Source organism: Tunturiibacter lichenicola (assembly GCF_051013355.1).
In the GTDB taxonomy this organism is placed as follows: Bacteria; Acidobacteriota; Terriglobia; order Terriglobales; family Acidobacteriaceae; genus Edaphobacter; species Edaphobacter lichenicola_F.
Genome location: NZ_CP132945.1, coordinates 488422 through 514172, shown reverse-complemented (window position 1 = coordinate 514172; position 25751 = coordinate 488422). Strand labels below are relative to the sequence as shown.

At 55.2% G+C, this 25751-nt stretch carries 25 protein-coding genes and 1 pseudogene; 10 read left to right on the top strand and 16 right to left on the bottom strand.

The window, feature by feature from the left end; translation table 11 throughout:
* Nucleotides 1–100: 100 nt before the first annotated feature.
* Nucleotides 101–1048: an FkbM family methyltransferase gene (locus RBB82_RS24880; RefSeq protein ID WP_433975811.1), complete on the bottom strand. Its 948-nt coding sequence runs from the start codon at nt 1046–1048 to the stop codon at nt 101–103.
* A gap of 83 nt (nt 1049–1131) precedes the next feature.
* Here RBB82_RS24880 and RBB82_RS24875 point away from each other — a divergent pair, with 83 nt between their 5' ends.
* The gene (locus tag RBB82_RS24875) at nt 1132–1410 is read left to right on the top strand and encodes a hypothetical protein (protein WP_433975810.1); all 279 of its coding nucleotides are present in this window, start codon (nt 1132–1134) and stop codon (nt 1408–1410) included.
* A gap of 181 nt (nt 1411–1591) precedes the next feature.
* Here RBB82_RS24875 and RBB82_RS24870 read toward each other — a convergent pair whose 3' ends face one another.
* The 4 genes from RBB82_RS24870 to RBB82_RS24855 form a co-directional block, all read right to left on the bottom strand.
* Nucleotides 1592–2500, bottom strand: a complete 909-nt coding sequence (locus RBB82_RS24870) for an NAD-dependent epimerase/dehydratase family protein (RefSeq protein WP_433975809.1) — start codon at nt 2498–2500, stop codon at nt 1592–1594.
* Nucleotides 2500–3534: a GDP-mannose 4,6-dehydratase gene (gmd, locus tag RBB82_RS24865; protein WP_433975808.1), complete on the bottom strand. Its 1035-nt coding sequence runs from the start codon at nt 3532–3534 to the stop codon at nt 2500–2502. Before gmd ends, RBB82_RS24870 begins: the two co-directional genes overlap by 1 nt.
* Before the next feature lie 203 nt (nt 3535–3737).
* A complete protein-coding gene (locus RBB82_RS24860) occupies nt 3738–4895 on the bottom strand; it encodes a glycosyltransferase (RefSeq protein ID WP_433975807.1) in 1158 nt (385 codons plus the stop codon).
* A 162-nt stretch (nt 4896–5057) separates the two neighbouring features.
* Nucleotides 5058–6152, bottom strand: a complete 1095-nt coding sequence (locus tag RBB82_RS24855; protein WP_433975806.1) for an acyltransferase family protein — start codon at nt 6150–6152, stop codon at nt 5058–5060.
* Nucleotides 6153–6285: 133 nt separating this feature from the next.
* On the opposite strand from RBB82_RS24855, the gene RBB82_RS24850 reads away from it, so the two are divergent.
* Nucleotides 6286–7866, top strand: coding sequence for an FAD-dependent oxidoreductase (locus RBB82_RS24850; protein ID WP_433975805.1), 1581 nt, complete (start codon nt 6286–6288; stop codon nt 7864–7866).
* A 47-nt stretch (nt 7867–7913) separates the two neighbouring features.
* Nucleotides 7914–8891, top strand: a complete 978-nt coding sequence (locus RBB82_RS24845) for an aldo/keto reductase (protein WP_433975804.1) — start codon at nt 7914–7916, stop codon at nt 8889–8891.
* Between the two features lie 32 nt (nt 8892–8923).
* Here the strand turns inward: RBB82_RS24845 and RBB82_RS24840 are convergent, their stop codons facing one another.
* Nucleotides 8924–10051, bottom strand: a complete 1128-nt coding sequence (locus RBB82_RS24840; protein ID WP_433975803.1) for a glycosyltransferase family 4 protein — start codon at nt 10049–10051, stop codon at nt 8924–8926.
* A 386-nt stretch (nt 10052–10437) separates the two neighbouring features.
* Between RBB82_RS24840 and RBB82_RS24835 the strand changes: the two genes are divergently transcribed.
* Together RBB82_RS24835 and RBB82_RS24830 are read left to right on the top strand one after the other, a co-directional pair.
* The gene (locus RBB82_RS24835) at nt 10438–11379 is read left to right on the top strand and encodes a glycosyltransferase family 2 protein (RefSeq protein WP_433975802.1); all 942 of its coding nucleotides are present in this window, start codon (nt 10438–10440) and stop codon (nt 11377–11379) included.
* A 47-nt stretch (nt 11380–11426) separates the two neighbouring features.
* The gene (locus RBB82_RS24830; RefSeq protein ID WP_433975801.1) at nt 11427–12554 is read left to right on the top strand and encodes a glycosyltransferase family 4 protein; all 1128 of its coding nucleotides are present in this window, start codon (nt 11427–11429) and stop codon (nt 12552–12554) included.
* Nucleotides 12555–12745: 191 nt separating this feature from the next.
* Here RBB82_RS24830 and RBB82_RS24825 read toward each other — a convergent pair whose 3' ends face one another.
* The 4 genes from RBB82_RS24825 to RBB82_RS24810 form a co-directional block, all read right to left on the bottom strand.
* The gene (locus RBB82_RS24825) at nt 12746–13924 is read right to left on the bottom strand and encodes an acyltransferase family protein (RefSeq protein WP_433975799.1); all 1179 of its coding nucleotides are present in this window, start codon (nt 13922–13924) and stop codon (nt 12746–12748) included.
* Nucleotides 13925–13971: 47 nt separating this feature from the next.
* Entirely contained in the window at nt 13972–15135 is a 1164-nt protein-coding gene (locus RBB82_RS24820; protein ID WP_433975798.1) for an acyltransferase family protein, read from the bottom strand.
* 18 nt (nt 15136–15153) lie between these two features.
* The gene (locus tag RBB82_RS24815; protein ID WP_433975797.1) at nt 15154–16674 is read right to left on the bottom strand and encodes a hypothetical protein; all 1521 of its coding nucleotides are present in this window, start codon (nt 16672–16674) and stop codon (nt 15154–15156) included.
* A gap of 108 nt (nt 16675–16782) precedes the next feature.
* Nucleotides 16783–17769 (bottom strand): acyltransferase family protein, encoded by a 987-nt coding sequence (locus tag RBB82_RS24810; RefSeq protein ID WP_433975795.1) that lies wholly within the window; start codon nt 17767–17769, stop codon nt 16783–16785.
* 222 nt (nt 17770–17991) lie between these two features.
* Between RBB82_RS24810 and RBB82_RS24805 the strand changes: the two genes are divergently transcribed.
* Nucleotides 17992–18222, top strand: a complete 231-nt coding sequence (locus tag RBB82_RS24805; protein ID WP_433975794.1) for a hypothetical protein — start codon at nt 17992–17994, stop codon at nt 18220–18222.
* A gap of 125 nt (nt 18223–18347) precedes the next feature.
* Here the strand turns inward: RBB82_RS24805 and RBB82_RS24800 are convergent, their stop codons facing one another.
* A complete protein-coding gene (locus RBB82_RS24800; RefSeq protein ID WP_433975792.1) occupies nt 18348–18584 on the bottom strand; it encodes a hypothetical protein in 237 nt (78 codons plus the stop codon).
* A gap of 289 nt (nt 18585–18873) precedes the next feature.
* Between RBB82_RS24800 and RBB82_RS24795 the strand changes: the two genes are divergently transcribed.
* Nucleotides 18874–19518 carry a hypothetical protein gene (locus RBB82_RS24795; RefSeq protein ID WP_433975791.1) on the top strand — a complete coding sequence of 215 codons (645 nt, stop codon included), beginning with the start codon at nt 18874–18876 and terminating at the stop codon, nt 19516–19518.
* Between the two features lie 23 nt (nt 19519–19541).
* On the opposite strand, the gene RBB82_RS24790 is transcribed toward RBB82_RS24795, so the two are convergent.
* From RBB82_RS24790 to RBB82_RS24770, 5 genes and pseudogenes are all read right to left on the bottom strand, one after another.
* Nucleotides 19542–19841, bottom strand: coding sequence for a hypothetical protein (locus tag RBB82_RS24790; RefSeq protein WP_433975790.1), 300 nt, complete (start codon nt 19839–19841; stop codon nt 19542–19544).
* Between the two features lie 54 nt (nt 19842–19895).
* A complete protein-coding gene (locus tag RBB82_RS24785) occupies nt 19896–21398 on the bottom strand; it encodes an MBOAT family O-acyltransferase (RefSeq protein WP_433975789.1) in 1503 nt (500 codons plus the stop codon).
* Nucleotides 21395–22012: a hypothetical protein gene (locus tag RBB82_RS24780; protein WP_433975788.1), complete on the bottom strand. Its 618-nt coding sequence runs from the start codon at nt 22010–22012 to the stop codon at nt 21395–21397. The genes RBB82_RS24785 and RBB82_RS24780 overlap by 4 nt, the downstream gene beginning before the upstream one ends.
* Nucleotides 22013–22100: 88 nt before the next feature.
* A complete protein-coding gene (locus RBB82_RS24775) occupies nt 22101–22433 on the bottom strand; it encodes a hypothetical protein (protein WP_433975787.1) in 333 nt (110 codons plus the stop codon).
* Nucleotides 22434–22574: 141 nt separating this feature from the next.
* Nucleotides 22575–22896, bottom strand: a pseudogene (locus tag RBB82_RS24770) (Tn3 family transposase); the annotation flags it as partial.
* Nucleotides 22897–23145: 249 nt separating this feature from the next.
* Here RBB82_RS24770 and RBB82_RS24765 point away from each other — a divergent pair.
* The 3 genes from RBB82_RS24765 to RBB82_RS24755 are packed head-to-tail and all read left to right on the top strand — an operon-like array spanning nt 23146 to nt 25171.
* A complete protein-coding gene (locus RBB82_RS24765) occupies nt 23146–23976 on the top strand; it encodes a hypothetical protein (RefSeq protein WP_433975786.1) in 831 nt (276 codons plus the stop codon).
* Nucleotides 23977–23982: 6 nt separating this feature from the next.
* Entirely contained in the window at nt 23983–24936 is a 954-nt protein-coding gene (locus RBB82_RS24760; protein WP_433976014.1) for an HAD-IIIC family phosphatase, read from the top strand.
* On the top strand, nt 24929–25171 hold the full coding sequence (locus RBB82_RS24755) for an acyl carrier protein (protein WP_433975785.1): 243 nt from the start codon (nt 24929–24931) through the stop codon (nt 25169–25171). Before RBB82_RS24760 ends, RBB82_RS24755 begins: the two co-directional genes overlap by 8 nt.
* Nucleotides 25172–25751: the final 580 nt, after the last annotated feature.

Sequence of the window (25751 nt, the reverse complement as noted above, 5' to 3'; positions counted from 1 at the left end):
CGAAACCAGGATAATAAAACCTATGGTAGCGCAGTCCCATGCTAATGGACGGCGGCGTCGTTGATTTTTGATATCAACATCTTTGAAGGAGATCGATTCGTTAGGAGTCTTCTCGCGAAAGCATTACATTCGAAATATCTGCGCAAGAGTGGCGTGCATGAGTGTCATACCACCCCGGCACCGCTCCGCGTGTAAAGAGACCAACAAAGAAACCAACAATGAGACGAACAAAGCGACGCATCGCTTTATTGAGCAGACCAGCTCCTCGAAATCTCCACTTGATCAACAAGATTCCGTCATCGCCAACCAGAAAGTAGCCTAGGCGAATAAGACGATATTGGCGGAGGATATCATGCCTGGACTTCCATTTACCCTCAAGTTCTGATCCAAACAACCCCGAGGATCCTGTCTCGAACCGTTGAGCTACGTACTGACCTTCTCTTGGTGGATCCGGAGCCTGAGACAGATGTACTCTTGACTGCTCTACAGCCTGAAAAGAGGTGTAACCTAGCTTGCTGAAAAGGTCAATTTCGCGCTCGATGTTCTCAAAGCTCGTCTTATCTGATTCGATAGAAATGTAAGTTGGTCGTTTTTCGAAACCACTAAATGCGTTTACGCAAACTTCGTCGCAACCTTCGATATCAACCTTCATAAAGTACGGCACGCCGTGCTCTCTTATTGCATCCGCAAAATTAATCGCATCGACTTCAATAATGCTACTCGACATTCCGCGCCGCGCATTACGCTCTGCCCAGTGGGAAGAAACCGTTCCCAAGACAGAAACATCACGATTTTTGTAGAACCGAACTGTTTGTTGGCCGGCCTCGATGATATCGAGGTCTACTATAGCTCCTTCAACAATTGTCAATTGCCCATTATCCACAAATTCTTTGAGCCTTCTCTTGCAAGACGCGATTAGGTCTGGATCTGCTTCAAATGCGACAACGCGAAAGCCCTTGCGTAAATAGAATTCTGCGTCCTCGCCTTTGTGCAGCCCAACGTCATAAATAAGGTTCTGGTGTTTAGGGGTGTCAATAGGAAGCGCCATTGCTCTCAATTCCTCGGATCTACTGCTTGTGAACGAGTTCGTAAAACCGACCTGCATCTGGACACGAAAAGTGGAGCTTAGCGGTGGCAATTTTGCGCCGCACCGCAATGATTAGTCTTTCACTTGTTATAGCAACTTCACCAATTTACGCCAACAATAGGCAAGAAAACAAAAACTTGCTTTGTCACATGCGCCTGGAGGTGAGCGACTCTGGGAACTATCTGGACCTTCAAAAGGGAGACGATGCGGTGCGCACGCTAGACCGGATGAAGCTCGGTCGCGGCAGACCCAAGGTGCCATTCTGTGACAACGCAAGCGTGTTCACCAGTCAAGCGGTGGTTCTTGGGACCTATCGTTCCTAATGTCGGTCGACCAAACAAACCAACAAACAACGCCTCTTGTGTAGGATTCGAGAGGCACGTGCCTTGTGAAATATCCCGTTATCCATCGTTCATGGTTTTACAGCTTTTAACTATTATTTAATAGTCGGTGTTTTTAGATCCATTAGAGATGAGTATGTCTACGAGAGTATCGGGAACCGATTCAGGCTAAGGTTTTCACTTGCAGGGATTCGATCATGTTAGTCAGAGTTTGCTCGATGGTGAAGCTTGGCAGATCGGGGATGAGCTGCTTGAGGTGCCCCGGATTGCCGACCAACGAAGGGAGTTCGTTGGGACGAACCCAGGCTGGATCTACCTCAACTTGCAGCTTGTGCCCAGAGATCCGGGAGGCGAGTTGCAAGATATCCAACAGGCGATGCCCAACCCCGGTGCAGATGTTGACCGTAGTTCCCGACGGAGCGGTCTCCAGCAAAGCGCGATAGGCCTGGGCTACCATGCGGACGTCGTTGAATTCGCGCTCGATGTCGAGATTACCAAGTCGAATTTCCGACTTCTTGTGAGCGAAGTGGCTTGCGATCTTGGGAATGACGAAGTCCTCGCTCTGCCCGGGACCGGTGTAGTTGAAGGGCCGGGTGAACACGAGCGGGAGCCGGTCCAGCCATGTGCGGGACATGTGTTCCATGGCCAATTTGCTGGTTGCGTAGTGGTTGACGGGAGCAGGGGGAAAGTCCTCGCCGACGAAAGGCAGCGGAGTGATCCCATAAACATTGGAACTGCTGGCCAGGATGACCTTCTCTGGTTTAACACCGTTTTGCGTCAAGGCTTCTAGGAGATTGAGCGTTCCGAAAAGATTAATCCGATAAAAATCCCAAGGATCCCTATGGCCGACGAATGCGATTGCAGCGAGGTGGATGACAAATTGAGGCCGGACCCTGGACATTGCTTCGCGCAAGGAGGCCGGATCGGAGATGTCACCATGGACCTCTCCCGGGCCGGGCGTGTCCGGCACCAAGCCGGTGACTTGATAACCTGTCTGAACCAGCGCTTCGCGTACATACCTCCCCGTGAACCCGCGGCTTCCAGTAAGCAGGACTACGCTGGCGCTACTCATCAGGACGTATGACCTTTGGCGTTGCGTTGAAGATCGGCGGCGACCATCAATTGGCAAAGCTCTTCGAGTGTCGTCTTTGCCTCCCAGCCCAGAACAGACTTGGCCTTGGAGGGATCGCCGATGAGTAACTCGACTTCAGCGGGTCGGTAGAACTTGGGATTGACCTGGACGATGGTCTTGCCGGTCGCGGTGTCGACAGCCTTCTCGCTCTCTGCCGAGCCGCTCCACTCGAGGCTCACCCCGATGGATTTGAAGGCAAGTACAACGAACTCGCGCACGGACTGCATGCGATTGGTCGCCAGGACGAAGGTATCAGGCGTATCAATTTGCAGCATGCGCCACATTCCTTCGACGTACTCCTTGGCAAAGCCCCAATCGCGTTTCGCATCGAGGTTTCCAAGTTCGAGCACATTCAGAAGTCCGAGCTGGATCTTGGCGACTGAATCGGTGATCTTGCGAGTGACGAACTCACGCCCGCGAAGGGGGGACTCATGGTTGAACAGGATCCCGCTCGTGGCAAACAGTCCGTAGGATTCACGGTAATTCACGGTTGACCAGTGAGCGAAAAGCTTGGCCACGCCATAGGGACTGCGAGGATAGAAGGGGGTCGTTTCACTTTGAGGAATTGCCTGCACTTTACCAAACATCTCTGAGGTGGAGGCTTGGTAAAACCTGATCTTGGGGTTCACAATGCGGATGGCTTCGAGAAGGTTGAGAGCGCCGAGGCCGGTTGTCTTTCCAGTGGTGATCGGCTGATCGAACGAGACGCCAACGAAGCTCTGCGCGGCGAGGTTGTAGACCTCTTCGGGCTCAGATTTTTGCAGAAGCCGGATGCTGGTGGAGGTATCGGTCAGGTCATATTCGACGAGATGAAGGTTGGGATGGAACTCTGCGCCGAGCTCTTGGATACGCCAAAGGTTTACGCTGCTACACCGCCGGAAGGTTCCGTAGACTTCGTAACCAGCACCAAGCAGAAAATGAGCGAGATAGGCTCCATCCTGCCCTGTTATCCCTGTAACAACGGCCCTCTTCATGTACGGAGGATACCAGAGTCATTTGAATAAACAAGACTTCCGATTAAAGAAAATACTTCTAAAACCAGTGAGCGTTGATGATGCATAGTCTGGAAGAGTCACTCGGAAGGAGCTTGATCGCGAGTGGAATGGATGGCTTCAGCAGGCCAAGCGCGGCGTAGTGACGGGTTTTGGTCTCTTCCTTAACAGAGCGAGGCTTGATGCTACGAAATGATCTTCCTCTGGACGGATTGCTGGATGACGGTTACGAACTTCGAGGCAAGGTGCGATTGCTCGTAGTCGCGCAACACCGACTGGCGTCCCTGCTCGGCGAGTTGCAGACGTGTTACGGGATTCTCGAGCAACTCAAGCAAGCTGAGCGCGAGTTGGCCGGCATTTTTTTCGGGTACGACCAAGCCTCCGCAGGTCTTGCCGATGACCGTCGGGATTTCGCCGCACTCGGTGCCGATGACTGCGGTGCGGCATGCGTTGGCCTCGACGAGCACACGGCCGAACTGCTCCTTCCAGTTGCCCTGAGTCTCGGAAGGAAGCACGAGAACATCAAAGAAGGATAACCATTCAGGCGCTTCGGCGTGAGGCACGTAACCGGTGAGAGTGACGCGCTCGCCAAGTTCCAGGCGCTGAATCTCGGCGCGTAACTCTGGCTCTAGGTCGCCGGATCCCACGAGGACGCATCGCCAGGCGCGGTCACGCATTTCGGCAAGGGCATGAAGAAGGGTGAGAAGTCCTTTCTCCCGGACCAGGCGGCCGATATAGCCGATCACAAATTCATCTGCGGGGACGCCGAGGCGCTCGCGGATCTGACTGGCTGCCTCCTGCTTTTGGTGATAGATATGGCTGTCCACGGCAAGGGGAAGCACCTCAGCGAGGCTGCGGTATCCCTTGGCTCTCAGCACGTCGAGAGCACCCTCGGTTACAGGAAAACAGAAGGAAGACCGCGCAAGAACGGCGCGCTCAAGCTGAGCAATGGGTGCTGGATACTGCTTGGAGATATTCTGAGCCGCGTAGAAGCCGATCGGAACGTTCCGACCCAGCGCGTTGGCAAGATAAACTTGGAAGGTGGCGAAGCCGTAGGGCTCATGATGGACGTAGATGACGTCGGGCTTTTCTTCCCGAAGGATGCCGGCGAAGAATGTCTTATAGACATGGGCAGGAACGCTGCCGCGCCGCCATGCCGGAACTTCGCGGAGCGTGCCCTTGAAGGGCTCACTGCGCTGCGGGGGAATATCACTGGTGTATTCGTTGCGCCAGAGCGCCGGCACCACAAGCGAGACGGACCATCCACTGAGTTCCTGGACCATCGCGAAGAAATTCTGATTGATGGGAAGGACACACGCGTGACTGATAACTAGCAATTTCAAAGGAGTTTTCCTCGCGGTTAGAACTTGCGGCGGTGCACAGAGTTGAGTGGTTGATGCTAGATGGTATGCGTGCGGTGCAATGATATGTTCCTTGCATCAAGAACACAAAGCCGTAAGCGCAAACCAGACTCGACACTTCGTAACTCACGGCTGCTTGAGGATCTAACTTGCTACGCCGCCGAGTGGGCCACCCTTACTTTCGGTCGGATTGAGGCTGCTGCTCGTGTGCCTCGACCTTGCGAGCAGTCTCTTCCCAAACTGGCGGGTGGGCCCTTCCACCAAGCGATAGAGGACATCGGCGGCAAGCGCCGTGACCGTTACCGCTAGAACAGTAACAATCAGCGTCCCCATCACGGTCTCGTGAGGCAGGAAGTGCTCTACTGAATCGATAAGCATCATGTGGATCAGATACATGGAGTAGGAGCGTTGTCCGATCCAGACGAAGATACTGCTACTTAACAACTTAACCAGCCAACTCTCCGCAAGCAGAAGATGCGACAGTAGGAGCGCGCCCAGGAAAGGAAAAAGAAATACGAATCTCATATCGAGATTTACCAGGTAGAACCCAATCGCAACGAGACTCACGACTACGATAGCCGGTATTCCCGCCCACCATCTCTTGACCCGGTCCGATTTTGCACTGGCAAGAGCGATCGCAAGCAGACATCCCACCAGCAGGCCGAAATAGGAGCGAAACAGCCGGAATGGCAGGAACGCAGCAAGCGCCATCAACACCGGAACGGCAAATAGCCGAGTCTTTTTGGGCAGCAGGACGAAGAACAGCAGCGGCCAAAGCAGGTAAAACTTCTCCTCCACTCCAAGCGACCAGGATGCACCAAATGGCGGCTTGTTCACCCCAATATAGTTTCCGTAAACATCGATATGGGCTGACAGGATGTCCATCGACATGGTCAGGTAATAGACCAACAGATGACGCATCAGTGCCCAGTCGCGAGGATTTCTCAGTGCCCGAACAACATAGACGGACAGAACGAAGAAATACAGGGGAACGATGCGGAAAAAGCGGCGTACATAAAACGCATACAGGTCGACCTTCTGCTTCACGCTCTCCTCGCGAAACAGGAGCGTTGTGATCAGAAATCCACTAATCAGAAAGAAAATATCGACACCAAGCCACCCAGGCAACTTGTTCAGCGGGTACGGTATGTGCCCGAGATGATCGAAGATCACCAGCGAAACGCAGACCGTTCTCAGTCCATCCAACGCCGGGAAGTACTTGCGGCTAAGTTGCGGCATATTCCTATGACCTACCCCGAGTTTAAGCGCAAGTTTTGAGATGTTTGATCAATTTTACCATGTCATCCCCGTCGCCTTGATCTTCGGAGAGACGTTCCTCCTGTGATATAAGCGCAATGAGGCTCTCCCCGGTATGATTGTGGATATACGCGAGTATGAACAAGGTACCCGCCTAGAGACCGACATCTGTATCATCGGCAGCGGTGCAGCAGGAATCACCATTGCCCGCGAGTTCGTCGGCTCCGCGCACCGTGTTCTTGTTCTTGAAGCCGGCGGCAAGCTGTTCGAAAAATCCAGCCAAGACCCGTATCAAAGCGCTGTCGTGGGCCTGAAGCATGGAGGCATTCACGAAGGCCGCGTGCGCGTGCTGGGGGGGGCAACCACCTTATGGGCGGGGCAGGCGCTTCGCCTCTTTGACATCGATTTCGCCAAGCGCTCATGGGTTCCCTACAGCGGATGGCCCATCGATCGGGCCACCCTCGATCCCTTTTACGCGCGCGCTGAACAGGTCATGCAGATTCCGCATGCCATGAACGAACAATCCTCCTGGCCGCCGTTTCTTTCCACGCCCCCAGCCTATGACGTGGACAATATAGTCACGTACTACTCACAATTCACCAGCGTTCCTAACTTCTCGCAAAAGTATCGTGAGATATTGGCCAGCGCTTCCAATATCACCCTCGTCATGCATGCAAACGTAACCAGCCTGGCTGCGAATGACAGGGCAACGAGACTTGATGAGGTGCAAGCCCGTGGGCTGACTGGCCACCCCGTCTCTGTACGTGCGAAACACTTCATCGTTTGCTGCGGCGGAATCGAGAGTGCCAGGCTGCTGCTGTTGTCTAACGCCCTAGAGAAGACCGGCATTGGCAACCGTCACGATGTGGTCGGACGATTCTTCCAGGACCATCCTGGAGTCGCAATTCCAATCAAGCCGCTCGACTCGGCAAGATTTCACTCCCTCTACGATTCCATCCGCCACAGTGGGATTAAATACAGCGTCAAACTAGCTGCAAGTGCCGACTTTCAGAAAAGAAACCAGATCCTCCATGTGGGCAGCGAGGTCTACTATCCCATCGGGGACGACGATCCCCTCAAGGCAGCAAGAGATGTACTCAAGGGCGCACGTCAACGCCAGGCTGGCCCGTTTGTGCGCGCCTTAGCACGCGTCATGGCTCGTCCCGATGTCGTTGCAGGTGCGGCCTTTCGCCGATATGTTCGCCGACAGCCCGCCTCCGTTGGAAGCACGCTGCCACATCTCGGCGTTGGCGGGGAGCAGCAACCCAACCCCTCCAGCCGCATTACGCTCGGGGAAGAGGTCGATGTGTTGGGTCTGCCACGAACTAGGCTGGATTGGCGGCTCACTCCCGAGGACTCGCAGTCCATCCTCTCCTTTGTCCGGGATCTCGCCTCCGAGTGGAAACGCCTAAGAATCGCTGAAGTGGATCCCGACGCAGTGCAGATTCTCGGTCGCAACGAAGGCCAGCACGGCGGCTATGTCGATGCCAACCACCACATGGGCACTACCCGCATGGGCACCGACCCCACCACAAGTGTGGTCGACGCAAGATGTCGCGTTCACGGATATACAAACCTCTACATTGGAAGCAGTTCAGTGTTTCCTACCGGCGGCTTCTCGAATCCCACTCTCACCGTATTAGCCCTCTGCCTTCGCATCGCAGACGATATCAAGGCACAACTGAATAGCGACTAGATGAACCCGCAACAAATCGAGACTGTCCCCGGGGAGTGAGCAGAGCCATGACGGATCCAGGCACCAAAACTCAGTTACCGCCCGCGACGGCCAAGGCCTTCATCGGATTCGGTTGCAGTAACCTGCTCGGAGAGAAGTCGCGCGCAGAAGGCTCGCAGCTTCTGGAAGCTGCCTACGCCTCTGGCATTACCCATTTTGACGTAGCGCGTGTCTACAACTACGGCGATGCTGAAGTGCTTGTGGGCGAATTCCAGGCCGGCAAGCGAGATAAGATCACCCTCACAACCAAGTTTGGGCTCATGCCAGCTGGTAACGTCGCCAAGATGAAAGGCCCTATTCAGGTGGTGCGAAGCATCATGCGGTCTTCTTCGTTGGTCCGTCGGCTGGTACGCAGGAATGTGAAAAAACTCACGCAGGCAGGGAAATTTGATGTTCTCACGGCGCAGAGCAGCCTTGACACAAGTCTCAAGAGCCTGAAGACGGACTACATCGACTTCTTCCTCCTGCACGAAGCATTCGCGGACGATTGCACTCCCGAGCTCTTTGAGTTCCTGAACGAGGCCGTGAAACGAGGCAAGATCAGGGCCTATGGAGTCGGCAGTAACTACGCCAAGATGGAGCGGATCGCGAAAGAAAGGCCTGAGTTCCTACCCATCGCGCAGTTCAATAGCAATCTCCTCGAAAATAATCTTCAATCCTTCCAAGCAATTCCTCCGGCCGGAACAAGCATGACGATCACACACGGTGCGCTCAGTGCTGCTGAGGCGATTCGGAATCGACTCAAAGCGGATCCGTCTCTCGCCACAAAATGGAATAACCTGGTGGGCTTCGACCTTACCTCGACGCCAGCTCTTTACATGGCATTGCTGCAGTGGTCTCTCTCCTCCAATCCTGGGGGGGGCGTCATCTTTCGCGCGTCCACTCCCGAACGGATTAGCTCCAATCTGAAGTTCCTTGCCAACGGCGCCTGGACACAGGAGCAGACTCTAGCCATGGATCGATTAGCGAGCCAATTGGCCCCGTGACAAAGTTCGTCCTTACTCCACGGCTGAGAAACTCAGGACGACTTTGCGAGCGCCTCATATAGATTGAGATATTTGCGCGTTGTCACCGCCCAGTTCATCTGCTGCGCCTGTGCCAAGGCGATGCCACTGAGTTCTTCGCGTAGCGCGGGCGATTCTAAAAGCTGCGTGATTTGTTTCGCCAATGCACCCGCATCATTTGGATCCGGCAGCAACAGGCAGGCATCGACGAAGTCTTCCCCTTCAGCGATGAAGGCCGACGCGATGACGGGCAATCCAGAAGCGAGCGCTTCCATCAGCACCAGGGGGTGGGCCTCGTAGCGCGAAGGAAAGACAAACATATCAACGGAACGCATAAGAAGTGCCACTTCCGAGGTCTTCCCTAAAAAAAAGACACGGTCGGCGATTCCCAATTCCCGCGCCAAAGCAGGGTAGGGGCTACCGGCCGGATCTCCCGCAATTGCAAGACTCAAAGGTGGTAGCTCGGGCATGGCCCGGAGAACAGTTTCCAGGTTCTTCCGCGGGGTCCGTATGTCCCCCACGAACAGACCATAATTGCCTTGTTCGGGTAGGCCAAAATGAGTTCGATCACCCTTTCCACGATGAAAGACCTCAGTGTCGACACCGTTGTAGATCACGTGAATCTTGTCAGCGTCAATCCCAAGATCCTGAACTTCGCGGCCAGTGCGCCGTGACACCGCTACAACCGCTTTCGCTCGAGCATAAACAGATCGCTCAACACGGGCATTGAACCATGTGAAGAAATTCTGATAAATCACGTAAGGGCGCGCCGTGGGCATATGGAATGGATAACTCGGGTGCTTGTACCAGCTGCTGTGCACAAAGTGCGCGGCAACAACGTCGACCGCTTCAAACGTAACGAAGCCATTCGCCTGGACCACGTCAAACCTTGTTCTATTCTTCCTGAGCCAGCGTGCGCTTCTTATAGCGAACATCCAGTTCCGCATAAATTGAGTGGGAATCGAGCTCTCTTGAATCTTCACGAAGATGGCGTTGGGGTGACTCGACAACTTCTCAGAACACTCATGGCCGACCATCGTAAGTTCGTGGCCAGCCTCGAGCACTGCCTGTGCAACTTCTAAATTGACTCGACCCTGTCCATCGCGATAACCGAAAAGATGAGCAATGATGGCGATTCTCACGTGCACCCCTGTTTGACGCATTCTGCCGCGAAGGCCTGCGGAACTTCTGAGTGAACGGACACTGGCGCATTTGTCTAAGCGCAGCTGCCCAACACCAATCAACCTAGCTCTGATCTGTCGTACTGCTAGAATACAGAAACCCGCCAATCCATACATGGCTTGAGACGCAAGGAGATAGATGCCAAGTTTGCTCCAGCGAATGCTGCAGGCGAAGATGCAAGTCTTACCGCCATCTCCAATCAGGCTCACCTTCCAAGTGAATTCCGGTTCGAACTCAAGGTGCTCATCATCTGGAAGGAGACCAAGGCGCTTTTCAAGGCAGATATCGCTCCTTATGGGCTCTCACTTGGGCCACAATCTCAGAACTTGGGCCTTGGATTAATGTCATGAGAATCTCCGTCATCGTTCCAACATATCGTCGCACTGCGGATCTGGCGCGCTGCCTGCAAGGTCTCGCTGCCCAGCAGCTGCCAGCAGACGAAATTCTCGTCATTGTCAGAGACTCCGATGACCAAACACATTCATTTTTCAGCGCCCGAGCACCGCAACTAGGAGTGCGTTTAGTGGAGACGACCGTACCAGGCCAAGTCGCAGCCTTGAACGCCGGGTTGAGTGCCGCGAGCGGTGAAATCCTGGCTATCACGGATGATGATGCCGTCCCGAGAAGCGACTGGCTCGCCCGCATTCACAAGCATTTTGTCGAGGACGATACCCTTGCAGGAGTTGGCGGCCTGGATATCGTACATACGCCCGACGGGATTTTAGAGGGGAACAGGACCACGGTTGGGCAGGTACAGTGGTTCGGCCGTCTAATCGGAAACCATCATCTCGCGGTCCATACTCAACAGTTTGTAGACTTCCTTAAAGGAGTCAACATGGCTTACCGCAAGGCCGCTGTGCGCGGCTTGGAGTTCGATACGTTCCTGCGCGGGAAAGGCGCCCAGGTGAATAACGAGCTGGGCTTCTGCTTGGCGTTGAGGGCCAGAGGTCTCAGGCTGTTCTATGATTGCACGGTGATCGTGGATCACTACCCTTCCGTTCGGTTTGGTATTGATAAGCGGGAAGGGGGTGAGTATGAAGCGCTTGAGAATGCGTCGTTCAACATGTACTGGTCGCTCTCGCAGTACATGAAGCTGGGAGTTCGCCGGACCTTAGCTCTGTGGTGGGCGCAATGGATCGGAAATGAAGGCCGCCCCGGGTTACTCCGTGAATTCCTCGCCCAATTCGGCTCCAATCGGAAGCGTCGCAACATTGCGCGCGCAGCTCGCAGCGGGCGACGCCAGGCGACTGCATTCGCGGTCACAAAAAGCGCGCGAGCCAATGATTAGGGACTAGGCACAGCGCAAGACTTTGATGAATTAGCTGGATTTTTCCTATGGAGAATGAGATCAAAAAACGAGTGGGTTTGGTGATGCCTCTCGGACAGCAACGGGGTGGGGCGGAAGCACTCCTGATGAATCTTCTACGCCATCGCAGCGACCAGCATCACTTCGTCTGCGCATTCTTGGAAGATGGTCCACTCGTCAGCAAAGTTAAAAGTATAGGTTATAGCGCCAGGGTCTTTCCCACCACGCGCCTCACCGATCCGTTCAATTATCTTGCAACCATCAAGAACCTGAGCCGATGGATTGCTGAAGAGAAGCTGGCAACCGTCTTCTCTTGGATGCCAAAAGCTCACCTTTATGCGGGTCCAGCCGCGTATCTCCGGGGAGCAAGAGCAATATGGTTTCATCATGGGATCACGTGGGGAACACGCATCGACCGCATCATCACGCGCATACCCACGGCCGGCATCCTCTGCTGCTCCAACGCCGGCAAGGAGGCGCAGGATAAGCTCAAACCGGCCCGTCGCACCGAAGTCTGCTACCCCGGTGTCACCTTTCCAAGCGATACGCCGATGGATAAAGCCGAGGCTCGCAGCCAACTCGGGCTTGCCACAGACATCCCAATTGTCGGCATGGTCGCCCGTTGGGAACGTTGGAAGGGAGCCCATATCTTCATTCAGGCAGCCGACAGGCTCGCCTTTACCAGACCTTCGGCACACTTCTTCATCGTGGGCGGACCACATCCACGCGACCTGGCCTACGCCGAGGAGTTGCGCGGACTTGCCGCCCATAGTCCCTTGGGCGACCGCCTCTTACTGGTCGGCCAACTTCCGCCAGAGCAGGTTCCTGTCTGGCAGGCTGCAGCCGATGTGATCGTTCACCCTGTCACGAGCGAAGAGCCGTTTGGGATGGCCGTCGTCGAAGCCATGGGGATGGGCAAAGTCGTCATCGCCAGCAACGCTGGCGGCCCTGCAGAGATCATCCACTCCGGCGAAGACGGCCTGCTCGTGCCTCGCCGAGATTCCGCCGCACTCGCCGTCGCGATCGATGAAATGCTCGACTCGCCGGTACGCCGCAATGCCATCCAAGAAAGGGCCTTTCTTCGCGGACGAAGCTTTTCGGTCTCCGTATTCGTCCATCGAGTCGATGAACTCATCACCTTGTTGACGACAACCTAGATAGTCCCCTTCATCTTCACGCTGCAGCAACCCGACTAAACGGCGCTTGTCTTGGCTTGCGGGGAATGCCCCGCTTCGCCAATCCAAAGCGCCAGAAAGGCTGGAAAGTTGTGGTGACAACGCCGGAGACGAATACGTCTCCGGCAGCGTGTTGAAGATGATTATTTGACCAAGAAAGAGCTTCAGGCAGACTAAACAGGTCTCGTCTTGACGACTTCGAAGTGTCGCTTCAAGCGCAGGAAGGGCGCCTCCAACCACCGGTAGGAGATGGCTGCCATCGCAATCGTCAGAGCCAGGCCGAATACATCTTTAGCCACGGACACACTCGGTGAAGCGGCGGCAGATTTGAGGAGGGCGGAAAGGATATAAGCCGCAAACGAAAGCCCCCAGATATGAAAGACGTAGAGGCCGTAGCTTATTTTTCCAAGATAGACGAGGGAGCGAGGAACGTGGCCCGAAAATCCGAGAGTTGCTACGAGGACCAGCGAGCACCCTAGCATCACCATGAGGTAACCAGCAATGGTTGGGACAGGACCTCTAAATGTGAAGAGGTATTCCGAGCTGAAACACACACCGCTTCCCGCCGCGAACATTGAAAAGCGTGTGCCGTAATTCAGCCGTGGTAGAGGGCGATCGGAAAACAGGTACGCTACCATGATCCCGGCGCCAAACATGATGAATTGAACTCCGCTGTTGTACCAGAGTGTTTCCCTGCCCTCGTCCAAGTGGGACGCGTAGGTCACCGTGGCGATCATCACGACTAAAATGGAGACAAAAACGCCAGGAAGCCAGCGCAGCTTGATGCTCCGCGCGATCATGGGAAACATAAGATAGAACTGCTCCTCCACAGAAATGCTCCAAAAGTGAAAAATCTTGAGCGGTCCGATATCGGCGTGGATATGGAAAACGTTGTTTAGATTGCCTGCCAAAAGAACATAGGCTGCTATCGGGGCTGCCCCAGGAAACCCTCTCACGACTGTGGAGACGATAAATGTCAATGCAAGCGCAAAGAAATACAGGGGCCAGATACGCAGGATCCGACGACGATAGAAGCTTGCTAAGTCCAGAGTGCCTGTCACGGAACGCTCCCGAATCATGAGAGTCGTAATGAGATATGCACTCAGCAGGAAAAATAGACATACGCCATCCGCCAGGCAGTGGGTCAATGGGTACAGAACGCTGTTTACAGTGATTCCGCCAATACGGCGGCCGCTGAAACGAGCGGGGCCGACGTGGTAAATGAAGACCAGCAGGAATGCGAAGAAGCGAAGGGCATCCAACTCCGGTCGATAGAAGGTCTTGGTTTTAGTTGTCGGTTGGCCAGGATCCAGTTGCTGCTTTGGCGGCGTCTCACTTAGTTCAAAAGCCATTCGGATGGTTCTCCTGCTGTTGATTCGCGTCTCATTCCAAACCTCAGTTACGCAGACCGGGTTCTTACTGATTCGAAGCGCGCCTTGAGCTGCAGGAATGGCTTTTCGAGAAATTTGTACGATAAGGCGGCCAAGGCCACAGTGATCAACAGTACCGTCAGGAGATCGACCCCGGGTATTCTGATGGGCCAACTTGCCGGGCTGCTACGCACAATATGCATCGCAAGAGCATGGAAGACGTATAGCCCATAAGAGATCTTACCAAGGTAGATGAGCCATTTCGGAATGGCGCCTGGAGCAAGATAAAGAATGCCACGAAGGAGCAGAGCGCACCCGATAGCGACGAGGAGATAGCCCACAATCGCCCGGATAGGGGTTGGTTGCAGACCTCGATCATTGATCTTGCAGAAGATCTCGGCTACGAACCACAGAGCCGCGCCGCCTCCGGTAAGAGTAAGTGCATAACGCCAGTTGGGCATTTTAATCGAGGGCACCATTAGGGCGAAAAGCCCACCTCCGGCGAAGAAGGCAAACTCAGAAAGGCTGTTCATCCAAAGGCCGAGTGAACTTACGCCACGTGCCGCCAGGATCCCTGTCGACACGATGGAAATTAGAGCTACGCCGGCGGTAAACCAGAGAAAGGTTTTCCTTGAGACAGAACGAAACACCCCGGGCCAGATTGCGTAGAACTGTTCCTCCACAGAGATGCTCCAGAGTGGGCCTATGGCAAAGGCACCCAAACCGGCAACAGTGCAATACCAGTTACCCGCGAGGACGCTCATGGCGGCGAATCGAGGAAGGCTGATATGTTCCGCGGCACGCCAGTGTCCCACGAGGGCAACGCCACCAAGAAACGCAAAGTACAACGGCCAGATTCTGAGGATTCTTCGGATGTAAAACGATCTCAGATTGATTGTTCCGCTCGTCCGTCGTTCCATGATCAGCAGGCTGGTGATGAGATAGGAACTCAGAAAAAAGAAGAGGCTGAGACCGAAGCCCACCGTATCCCGCACGATAATTGCGACTGCTAAGAACCTTGGGCCAAGATGGTTGAGCACTTTGGCGCCCGTAGGGATGTTGTGACTAAGAAAGACTAGAAAGAATGCCATGAATCTAAGGCAATCAAGTTGAGGATAGTAGAATTTCGGCCGCACCGAATGACTAGCTGCGTGGTCTGGAATGGTCCGCTCAAGTTCGACTCGCGTCAGCATATTTTCCATATCCTGGATTTAACGTGCCGACGCGCTAAGGGCTTGAGTACGGAGTCTGGTAGGAGCGGGGAGTTTCGTGCTTTGTGCCGTGATCTCATACGGGCGCGGTCGTGACAAGGCGCCAATCACGAACCACACCAATGGAGCGATCCCATACTGCCCCAGCGCAATCCATGCTCCGCCCATTGCGGCCAGAATTCCAAGTACGGGAAGCGCAAGATGTTTTGCGGAGGATCTGCCGAATATGATGGCTCGTCGGAGAACGAGTAATATCGTTGCGAGGTAAGTCAGGCCGCCAATAAAGCCCATGGCCAGGAATGCATCGCTGATGTCGACCTCTGAGCTGCCGAGTTGATCGTCGGTGCTGCCACTACCTTCGGCAAACTTACCCAAGGCCAAGGTTGTGGAACCAAGGCCACTCCCGATGGGATTAGTAAACCCCCGAATAATTCCCTGGGTGAGCATTTGCGAGTGCATCCCGGCCGTCGAGTATTTCTTGTCGAAAGGATGGGATAGACCGCCGACCTGATGCTGAGTCGAGGCTTGTGCGGCGGATGTCTGCTTTCCGGTAGAATCTCCTCCGCCGATTTGTGAGAGTGCAAGCGCAAGCGCGCCGATCCCAACTGCGAGCCCGATCGGCAGACGCACAGCCCATCCACGCCCACTGCGATTACTCAGTGCCCAGGAGATCGCAACCGAGAATAACAACTTCACAATAGAGGTACGTGACGATGCCAGGAACAAGGCCGTTGCGACAAGGGGAAAGAAGAGGCCGTACACACGCTTGCCGGCGAAGAAGGCAGCAAGCGTGAACGAACTCGTGACCAGCAGGAGATCCGCGTACTCGACTCCGTTAACAGAGAAACCAAAGGACCGGACAAATCCGCCCCCAAGGTTGAGGGCGTGATAGTGATCGATCACAGCCGCGACCCAGGCCGATTCCCAGGGAAGAAAGCCGACGTAGGTTTGGCATATGCCAAGTGCGGCAGCGAGTACGCCAAGAGGGAAGAGGACCCGGTAGAGTACCGCGAAGAGGACCTTGTCCGTGCCGTAACGCCGCCCAATCCAGAACCAAAGCATCGGTACGAGGTAGAACATCGCGCCGGCCAAACCAACTGTGACGGGTCCCTGGCGCGGGTTGAAGATTTCAAGGGTCATGACGACCATCAGGGTCAGAACCGCTTTGGAGATGGAGTCTTCTAAGCGAACGCGGATGAGGAGTGGCACAGCCAGGATCAAGCTGAGCAGGGGACCGACCAAAAGTAGCGTATCGAAGGCGGGGTAGCCGAGAAACATTCCCGGGATGCGGCGGATGTCCCCCAACAGAAAGAGGTAAGCGATGGTAAGACAGATACCGAGTTCCGGCCGGGCAAGAGCGATGCCGATCATCACGATTGAGACAAGGAGCGTAACCAGGAGGTTCGTCTGACCTTGCCAGAGGAGCCACAGCAAAGGAACGAGGGAGGTAAGGGCGTAAAACCACACGCGAGCAGCTGCCGGAATATTAATACCGCTTGGCATGGTGAGAGCTTTGGCCATAGATGAAGGAACTCGGGTGTGACTCGGTAAGCAGAATTATACAGTCCGTGCATGCATGAGATCAGGCGAGCAGCACTGCTTGCTCGTCGACTCCCGGACCGGAAGACTTTACGGGAGTGGCGCTAAGCCCAAAGGGACGAGCAGGTGAACCCGTTGCAATGCGAGGTGAATGGCGAAGGGAATGAGAACTCCTGCGGCAGTGCCAAGCAGTAGTTGCGTCCAGAGGCTCGACAGGCCCAGGTGCGATAGAGCCACCCTGGTTGCGGCGCCGACTAGGACATGAAGAATATAGATGGTGAAGGAGGCCTGCCCAAGGCTCACCAGTATCCCGCTCAGCGAGGCGCTGAGACTGTGGAGCAGGTGGCTGAGGGCGATGATCAGCAGAATGCCTGCGATTCCCGCGGGAAGCGATGGAAGCGCGTAGGGCCGATCGTTTGCCGGGCCCCGGACAACGTGTGCACAGAGCAGTAACGCACCGGTTAGTCCCAGGGTGGAGAAAAAAGCGGTTCTCTGGGTTGGGCGCCAGTTGAGCAGGAGGCTGCTTGTCCAGACACCGACGACGTAAAACGGGAACATTATTGCGACAGCTACCGCCAGACCGTTGGAGATCCAATGCAGACTCAAAAGGCCCGCGCCAGCGCACAGCGTGAGCGCCCAACGCCGACCCTTGCATAAGAATGCGAGAAAATGGCAGGAAAACAGCGCGTAAAGGAACCAGAATTGGCCAATCGGACGCCACAAAATGAAGGCCAGGGACTTAGCCGCATGGGGCGTGTTGATCATATGGGGGAGCAGGACCTGGATCGATCCTTGGATGAGCGACCACAACACGTAGGGGTAGGCGATCGTCCACAACTTGTCTTGAAGGAAGCGTCGGGGCCCCTTTAGCATGGAGTGAACGACATTCAGACCAGCTAGGACAAAGAAAAGGGGCATGTGAAATGTGTAGATTGTGTATTCCGCCGCCGCCAGAAATCCCTCGCGGACATCTGCATGGGAGAACGAGAGGCTGATGAGGACATGGCCGAATACCACGAGGATTATGCCTATCCCCCGTGCAATGTCGATCCACGCAATCCGCTGCTTGGCAGCCAATCAAAGTCCCCTTGGGTTGGCTCGGTAGAGGAACGACCGGCTACAAATACCTTACCCTATTCCAGTTGTGACACTTTCATTGCGGGCGCGGTACGGTCGAACTATTTCGAGAGAGTGGCACACATAGTTGCTCAACACCGGATATCACTCACCTCAGAAGAGCAGGGCTAAACCGATACCCCGTTGCTTGCCTCCCTCTCGTGCATTGTTGACGAATGGGACATGCCTTGCAATCGCCTTGTTGATCGCACCAACCTGCTGAATTGCAACTTTGCGGTGGCCGCCCCGAACCGGGCGTGGATCGGCGACATTCCTACATCCCAACCAAACGATGTAACCGCAGATCCGGTCATCGATGCACTGCTGCGGACGCGAACAGCGGTCCTTCAACCCGGCCGCGCCATGATCTCGATAACGCCTGACCCACTGGGCCACGGTCAGCCGATCCTCTAAACTTTCTTCGCAAGTTCCCCTCGACGAACGTCAGTCGAGCATGAAAATGGTGTCCATTCGATCTCCCCGAGATGTTGCTGTTTCGCGACTTCAGCTTCCCCGTTCTCGATCGAATGGACAATAACCTATTGAAACTTCATATTTAGAGACATGTTTGGCCACTTTTTCTCATTTTGAGAATTTATGGCGGTTTCCAATCGAACCGGTGCCACGCATTCAATCCAGTCTTCCAAAGCCTCTGCAATGATGTCATCTTTCGACATCCCGAGCAGTGTGGAAATCGACCACAAATGATGACTTAAGTTTTCTTCTAAGCTGACAACAAATGGATCTGGATCACGAACTATCGGAGAACGTTTCATACTCTGCTGGTTCCTCCTTTTCGTCTATGCGCTTGCAGGACATCATTCCATGATTTCTTTTCTCAGCGCGCCGACATAAATGACGGCGAACCATTTTGTAAACCAAAGTGCCCGACGATCATTTTCTAGGGTCGTCACTACCTCTCCTAATCAAAATCTCTTATACTTCGTTTTCCACCCATTGTCTACTGGAGGCAAATAACCATATAGCTATACTCTATAGGTATGCATGATGGTTTTCGTTTTAGTATAAGTTTTGTCAAGATTGAAGGATTTCAGAGAGGCGCCAATGTCACAAATCGAACTAATTCCCAGATCTGCAATGGCACTGATACCTTGGTGGGGTGTTCTCACCCCATCTGAACAACGTTCTGTCTTACTCGCAACTCAGAGCCTAACCGAAGAGATGCAAAAGCATGGCTTATCTAAACTTGCGATCGGTAAAGAGCTGGTTCGGTTACGAGAGATCCTTGAGCCGAAGCGAAAATTCTGCGACTATCTTAGGCGAAATTTTCCAACATGTTCAGTCGCCACGGCCTACAGGTGGATCGAAAACTACGAGAATGCGAAACTGATGCTGCCGGAGCGATTTATCAGCGTCGCCATGGCACATGGATACCATGTTATAGACGCAGCAGTTATCGCAAAAATGCCACCTCCGCGTACACAAGACAGAGGAAAGATTATTACGTATCTAGCCCAACTTAAGAAAGCTCGAAAGAGTTCAATACCTGATCGAAAGTTAGTGGATCCAGACGCATTGAAACAAGAATGCGTAAATTTTGTTTCCGCGCGCTTTCGGCGACTGCCTCAAGATGATCTTGGTCGATCTGCGTGGATCGAATCTCTTTTTCAAGATCTCTTTTCCGAGTTTGGCCTGAACAGAGAGGATCTTTTGACAGCAACTCTCGTTCCTGCAGAAGCCAGAAGGTGAGCGTTCTAACCGTGCCCTCGGAATCAGTATCCTCTAGTGCGCAGGTTCGGCCGACGTCGAGCTTGCGCACTTTGGTCTTTCGTGGAAGGAGTGTCCATCAGGATTAGTACGCATCCAAGCGGTTGATTGCCGGATGAGACCTGCAGGTTCGGGAGGCTGGCGAGGGGCGCGAGACCGCCCGCCGGCTCATCGGTCGAGCCATCGTCGATGCAGTTTACGAAGCCTTTGAAGGGAAGCTCCGCTGCTCTTCGAGAGATCTCTTCAACCAATATCCTCGCAGAAACCCAGTTGTTGTAGACAGCGATCACAGTCCGCAGCCGCATGCTCTGCGCCCTCTCGGCGAATTCTCTGATTGTTGCATCCAAACGATAGTACCGTCAGAACTGGAAATAAAGAAAGGTCGACTCGGTAGTGCAGTATGCCATGCTGATCAGGAACATGCAGGTCGTGGCCAGCCACCATGCCAGGTTCGGCTGCCAGCGGGGAGTCTTGATCGGGTTCCAGTTCGGAGCGTCCTCGCGCTGCTCTTCGCCCAGCAACTCCTGCGTGTTGGGCATCAGCCAGACCAAGGCCAGCAGCGCCACGATCCAAGCCAATTCGACCGTGTGCGCCCCGGCGCCGTGGTGCCGTCCCAGCATCCCGGCGTAGATCGAAATCGCGCTGCCCGCGCCGGCGGCACGGAACATCACCTCGCCGAAGAGCACGCATATGAAGGTGATCCCTACGGCAACCGGTCCTTTGATTAGGCGTCGAAGCTGTCCATCCGCCGGCAGGAAGGTTCTCCATGCATGGTTGATGACGATGTAGGTGCCGTGCATCAAGCCGTACAGGAGATATTGCAGGCCGGCGCCGTGCCACACGCCCGCTAGAAAGAGCGTAAAGAGCATCGGCAGCGCGATCAGGCTGGTGAAGCCGTCTAGCGTCGCGCGCGCCCGCATGGTGGACTTCTTGCCCTTCTCCATGCGCCGGCGGCTGATCCAGAAGATGATCGGGCTATAGACGTAGGCCGTGATATAGCGCGTGAGCGTCATGTGCCAGCGGTTCCAGAAATCGATGATCCCGGTGGCCTTGTACGGAGAGTCGAAGTTCAGCGGAAAACGAATCGAAAAGACGCGCGCCAGCCCGACCGCCATGTCCGAATAGCCGGAAAAGTCGAAGTAAAGCTGCATCGCGTAGCAGAGCACACCAGCCCAGGTGCCGGCAAAGCCAAAGTCGCGAGGAGCGTGGAACATACTATCGGCGTAGGCCGAGATGCGATCAGCGATCATCACTTTCTTGAACATGCCCATGGCGAACCACGAGAGACCAAGCGCCACGTCGTTGCGGTTGAGGCCATAGCGGCGCTCTTCGCGGAACTGCGGCATGATCTCCTTGTGGTGGAGGATTGGCCCCGCGATTAGATGGGGGAAGTAGGTGACGAAGAGGAAATAGCTGAGCAGGTTCTCCGGCGTTGCGGCTCCTTGCTTCAGGTCGACCAAGTACGCGATCTGCGTGAAGGTGAAGAACGAGATACCAAGCGGTAGAATGATCGAGCCGACGTTGTGGCCGATGCCATGGCCCGCGAAGAAGTTCAGCAAAGGAAACAGATATTTGAAGTAGCCCAGAGCCGCGAGATTAGCGGCGATGCCGAAGCTAAGGATGCCCGTCTGCACACGCTCGCGGCTGGCGTTCCGCGCGATCAAGTGCGATACGCAGAAGTTGAACAAGATCGAGCCGATCAGCAGCCACAGATACGTGACGCTCCACTCCGCATAGAAGACCAACGACATGAACGCCAGAAACGCAACGGCCGACCGTCTCCCGAAGCTGCCAAATAGGGCAAAACCCAGCACGCTGAGGGGAAGAAAGAAGACGAAGAACCCAGGCGCGCTGAAGGTCATCGTGTAGACGTTCCGGCCGTTGATGGCGACGAACCGTCCTGCTTCATCAACGCGAGGATCTGATCGGCGGCTCTCTCCGATACATGCGCGGAACCCACAGCGTCCGTGTGATAGTCGCTGTCGTTGAAATCGCCGATGGGAAGGATTTCGACCTGGTTGTCGGCTGCTCCATCCGCGTAATCCGATACCTGCTGCTTGTCGAAGGCGCAGTCAGCCCAGGCCGAGACATCGACCAGCACATGCGTTCCTTCCACGCTGTAATGTTGTCGGAACTTGGCGATCTCGGCATCGTTCTGCTGCTTGGTGAAGCGATGATGGATATAGTCAGCCGGGGTGCGTATGCATTTGGTCTCAGGTGCAAAGGGATTCTGCCAGAAGCCCGCGTGCTCTTCGCGGGCCGGTAGCCCCTTGAAAGGGTTCAACGCATGCGAAAAGGGCTGATGCAGCAGCCTGTCTTCGGCAAAGATAGCGAAGTCGGCTGCCCAGACCGGATGGTGTCGCAGCAGATTCCAGGTGAACGCTCCGCGGTCGTAGTGCAGGGCGTAAAGTAAACCCTCCGGATAGAACTTGGGCAGTTCCTCGGGTTCCGGATGAAACTCGCTAGCGAGCCACATCGTCAAGAGGTACTTCGGCCTGCGGTTATGGGCAAGGTAGATATCCAGCGGATGATTGCTGCCCAATGCCCAGTGGACCGGCTTTGGCTCAGAGATATTGCAGGTCTTCAGGCCAGTTCGCTTGGATGATGGCCGGATCGAGTGCAGTCAGCGCGGTCGAGTCCCCATAGAGGACGATGTCGCAATTTTGACCCGCTGCGTGCGCGCTATAGCCGAACTGTGAGGGAAAAGCAGTGTCGCCGTCATGCGACAGGAACCACGGTTTCATCGCTATAGCGAAGCAGATCAGCAAGACGCCAACCTGCGCGGCGGCAAACAGGATGCTGTACCAGATAGAAGCCCGAAGGCGCCCACTATCAGGTTCGACGGGCTCAATAGTGGGAGGAATTTCGCTGTGGTTCACCATATAGAAGGACGTCAAAGAGGGATCAAAGTTTTGGGGTAGTGTAACATCCGACCGGGCGCATCCAGGCAGCGGCGCGATAGAGCACCGTTATTCTCGTTTTAAGAAAGAGGGGTCTGAGGTGCAGTGGAATGGAAACTGGGTTAGGGAACAGACAATTCATTGTTTGGGCGGGAGCGGCCTGTGAGCTCCCTGGGCGATTGCGTCCGACAAGGAACGAATATCGCCCGAGCATATTGATGTGCTCGTGCAGAAGTGTGAGAGACGGCGCATGTCTTCGTCCTTGACCGAATACCTTCCTCGCGCAACTTAGGCAAGGCCGCCTCCATTATAAGGTTGTTCCTGAGGACGATCATGTTCAGTACGAGGCAAAGCGCTCCGAGCTAGTCTTCCTGTTCCCTTCGCGGAAGTGCTGTCGCAGTTCGACACGCTTGCGCTGGAAGACAGCCCGGGCGACACTATGGCGTCCCTCGCCGCGGTTTGAGCCGATCGGCGCGAGAGGCAGGCCGGGAAACGCAGCAATCCCAAGTTCGGGCCAACCACCATCTTCCTCCGGAAGGCCATCAAGAAAACTGCCACCCGGACACTTGAAGATAGCGGGGCCGTGAAAGGGCAGTCAGTCTTTCGATGCAATAAACTAGTTAAGTCAACTGTATACCAGCCGTTCGCTTCCGATTCGTATGATTCCGCGTTGTGCGGAGGGTCCACCGCTTCTGAAAGGATCTGCTCGATGAATCTATCGACCTACACGCTTGACCAGCTGCTCATGAAACGGCGCGGGCTGCGCCGCCAGCTTCTGACTCAAGAAGGGCTGAAGGATCTGCGTATCGCCGTCCTGGGTGGAACCACCACCAACGAGCTTGTGGACCTGTGGGAGGTCCTTCTGCTTAACAGCGGTTTTCGACCGACGTTCTACCAGTCCGAGTATGGCCGCTACTACGAAGACGCGGTGCTCGAACCGCGTGAGATCGCGGCGTTCAAGCCGGACATCGTGTATATCCATACGTGCACGCTTAACATCCAGCAGTTCCCGCCGGTCTCCTGCACGGAAGACGATCTGCCGAGCTTTGTCGCGGCGGAACTAAATCGCTTTCGCGCCATCTGGCGGTCACTGGACTCCAACGTCGGCTGCCAGGTGATTCAGAACAACTTCGAGATGCCGGCGTATGCGACGTTGGGCAATCTGGACGCGGTGAGCCCGGGGGGCACCACGCGCTTCGTCCAAGAGTTGAATCGCGGCATCGCGGCTGCGGCCTCGGCCAGCCCGAAGTTGCTGATGCAGGACCTGCACTCGATTGCGGGGCGGATCGGGATGAATCATTGGTTCGACCCGGAACGCTGGTTCAGCTACAAGGTGGCCAACACGGTTGAAGGCACGTTTGCCGTGGCTACCTCGCTGAACGCGCTGGTAGGTGCGATGTACGGCTGCAGCCGCAAGGTGCTGGTACTGGATCTCGATAACACGTTGTGGGGCGGCGTTATCGGCGACGACGGCGTGGACAAGATCCACATCGGCAAGGAGACCGCCATTGCCGAGGCGTACACGGCGTTCCAGGAGTAGTATTGCCTGCGGCTGCGCGAGCGCGGTATCCTGCTCACCGTTTGCTCGAAGAACAACGACGATATCGCGCGTTCGGGCTTTGGGCATCCGGATTCGATCCTGAAGATCGAGCACTTCTCGGCCTTCCGCGCCAACTGGGACCCCAAGCACTGCAACATTCAGGACATGGCGCGCGAGCTGAACCTGGGCGTCGACAGCTTTGTCTTTGTCGACGACAACCCGGCCGAGCGCGCGATCGTCGAAGGACAGATTCCGGGCATCGCTGTGCCCGATGTTGGTAGCGAGGTCTCTAAGTATGCGTCGATGATCGATGCCGGCCGGTATTTCGAACTCGTGGCGCTGAGCAAGGAAGACCTGGTGCGCGCCAAGCTGTACGAGGAGAACTCGCAGCGCGCACAGCTGGAGCAGAAGTTCGCCAACTACGGCGAGTATCTGGACTCGCTCGAGATGACGGCGGACATCGATGTTTTCAATCCGACATACATGGAGCGCATCGCGCAGCTCACCAACAAGACGAACCAGTTCAACCTGACCACGCGTCGCTACAGCCTGGCCGAGATCGAATCGACCGTCACCGACCGCCGGCACATCGGCATCTGCGGTAAGCTGACAGACCGCTTCGGCGACCATGGCCTGATCTCGATCGTGCTGGGCGAGATTCGCGGCACCGAGCTCTACCTCGACCTTTGGTTGATGAGTTGCCGGGTGCTGAAGCGCGACATGGAGATCGCGATGCTCGACCGCCTAGCGGAGCTGGCCAAGGACAAGGGTATCGAAAAGTTGATCGGCTCGTACCTGCCGACGGCGAAGAATGGAATGGTCGCGGGTCACTACGAGAAGCTTGGCTTTTCGCCGGTATCTCACGACGGATCAACCGGCGCGACAACCTGGTCGCTCGATCTGACAACGTACGAGACCCGCAGCCGCCACATCAGAATTATGGAGAATGCCCATGCATGATTTATTGCCCGAAGTTCAAGAGATCTTTCGCGACGTATTCGATGAGCCCAGCCTCGTCATCACGCAGGAGTCGAACGCCTCTACGGTCGACGACTGGGATTCGCTCGCGCATGTCAACCTGGTCACGGCCATCGAGAAGAAGTACAAGATCAAGTTCGGACTTGGCGAGCTGCAGCAGCTCAAGAATGTCGGCGACATGATCGATCTCATGAAAAAGAAGATCGCAGTAAAATGAACGAGTACCGGTGGGATGACCTAGCCGCCGCATGGCCCAGGACTTCGAGTGGACGTTCACCGAGGCGATGGCGAGTGCGTTTGCGATACTTTCGGTCGACGTGAATCCGCTCACGCCGACCGGGTGTATGCCACCTCCGCGGGCTTTCCCAGCCGAGTGCTCTTGGGTCTGATGACCTCGTCGCTCTATTCGCAGCTGGTGGGCGTCTGTCTGCCGGGCAACGCACCGCTGCTTCAGCGGTGAGAAGCTCACGGTCCATGGTGTGTTCAAGAGCGACTCGTTCCGCCGCATGGAGATCAAGGCGAACATCCGCAAGGAAGCGTTCATCTGCCGACCTATGAGCGGCTGACGAAATTCAACCTGGATCGCTTTCATCAGAACATGGCCATTCAGGTGGGAGCCGCGATTCTGCTACTCAAGAAATTCGCGCCGAAGATGAGCGCGCGCATGGTCTTCGTGTTCTCGAGCATCACGCGCTCCATACCGCCCAAGTTCCTGTCGCTGTATACGATTGTCAAGTATGCGCAAGCATTCCGTGGTCACACACGCGCCCCGATTCGGTCAAAGCGATGACAAAAGC

What these genes read in the sequence shown, in the direction of transcription:
- RBB82_RS24880 (WP_433975811.1), bottom strand. Translation starts at nt 1,048, where the DNA reads ATGGCGCTTCCTATTGACACCCCTAAACACCAGAACCTTATTTATGAC.
- RBB82_RS24870 (WP_433975809.1), bottom strand. Translation starts at nt 2,500, where the DNA reads ATGAGTAGCGCCAGCGTAGTCCTGCTTACTGGAAGCCGCGGGTTCACG.
- gmd (WP_433975808.1), bottom strand. Translation starts at nt 3,534, where the DNA reads ATGAAGAGGGCCGTTGTTACAGGGATAACAGGGCAGGATGGAGCCTAT.
- RBB82_RS24855 (WP_433975806.1), bottom strand. Translation starts at nt 6,152, where the DNA reads ATGCCGCAACTTAGCCGCAAGTACTTCCCGGCGTTGGATGGACTGAGA.
- RBB82_RS24850 (WP_433975805.1), top strand. Translation starts at nt 6,286, where the DNA reads ATGATTGTGGATATACGCGAGTATGAACAAGGTACCCGCCTAGAGACC.
- RBB82_RS24845 (WP_433975804.1), top strand. Translation starts at nt 7,914, where the DNA reads ATGACGGATCCAGGCACCAAAACTCAGTTACCGCCCGCGACGGCCAAG.
- RBB82_RS24835 (WP_433975802.1), top strand. Translation starts at nt 10,438, where the DNA reads ATGAGAATCTCCGTCATCGTTCCAACATATCGTCGCACTGCGGATCTG.
- RBB82_RS24830 (WP_433975801.1), top strand. Translation starts at nt 11,427, where the DNA reads ATGGAGAATGAGATCAAAAAACGAGTGGGTTTGGTGATGCCTCTCGGA.
- RBB82_RS24825 (WP_433975799.1), bottom strand. Translation starts at nt 13,924, where the DNA reads ATGGCTTTTGAACTAAGTGAGACGCCGCCAAAGCAGCAACTGGATCCT.
- RBB82_RS24820 (WP_433975798.1), bottom strand. Translation starts at nt 15,135, where the DNA reads ATGCTGACGCGAGTCGAACTTGAGCGGACCATTCCAGACCACGCAGCT.
- RBB82_RS24815 (WP_433975797.1), bottom strand. Translation starts at nt 16,674, where the DNA reads ATGGCCAAAGCTCTCACCATGCCAAGCGGTATTAATATTCCGGCAGCT.
- RBB82_RS24805 (WP_433975794.1), top strand. Translation starts at nt 17,992, where the DNA reads ATGCCTTGCAATCGCCTTGTTGATCGCACCAACCTGCTGAATTGCAAC.
- RBB82_RS24800 (WP_433975792.1), bottom strand. Translation starts at nt 18,584, where the DNA reads ATGAAACGTTCTCCGATAGTTCGTGATCCAGATCCATTTGTTGTCAGC.
- RBB82_RS24795 (WP_433975791.1), top strand. Translation starts at nt 18,874, where the DNA reads ATGTCACAAATCGAACTAATTCCCAGATCTGCAATGGCACTGATACCT.
- RBB82_RS24790 (WP_433975790.1), bottom strand. Translation starts at nt 19,841, where the DNA reads ATGCGGCTGCGGACTGTGATCGCTGTCTACAACAACTGGGTTTCTGCG.
- RBB82_RS24785 (WP_433975789.1), bottom strand. Translation starts at nt 21,398, where the DNA reads ATGACCTTCAGCGCGCCTGGGTTCTTCGTCTTCTTTCTTCCCCTCAGC.
- RBB82_RS24780 (WP_433975788.1), bottom strand. Translation starts at nt 22,012, where the DNA reads ATGTGGCTCGCTAGCGAGTTTCATCCGGAACCCGAGGAACTGCCCAAG.
- RBB82_RS24765 (WP_433975786.1), top strand. Translation starts at nt 23,146, where the DNA reads ATGAATCTATCGACCTACACGCTTGACCAGCTGCTCATGAAACGGCGC.
- RBB82_RS24755 (WP_433975785.1), top strand. Translation starts at nt 24,929, where the DNA reads ATGCATGATTTATTGCCCGAAGTTCAAGAGATCTTTCGCGACGTATTC.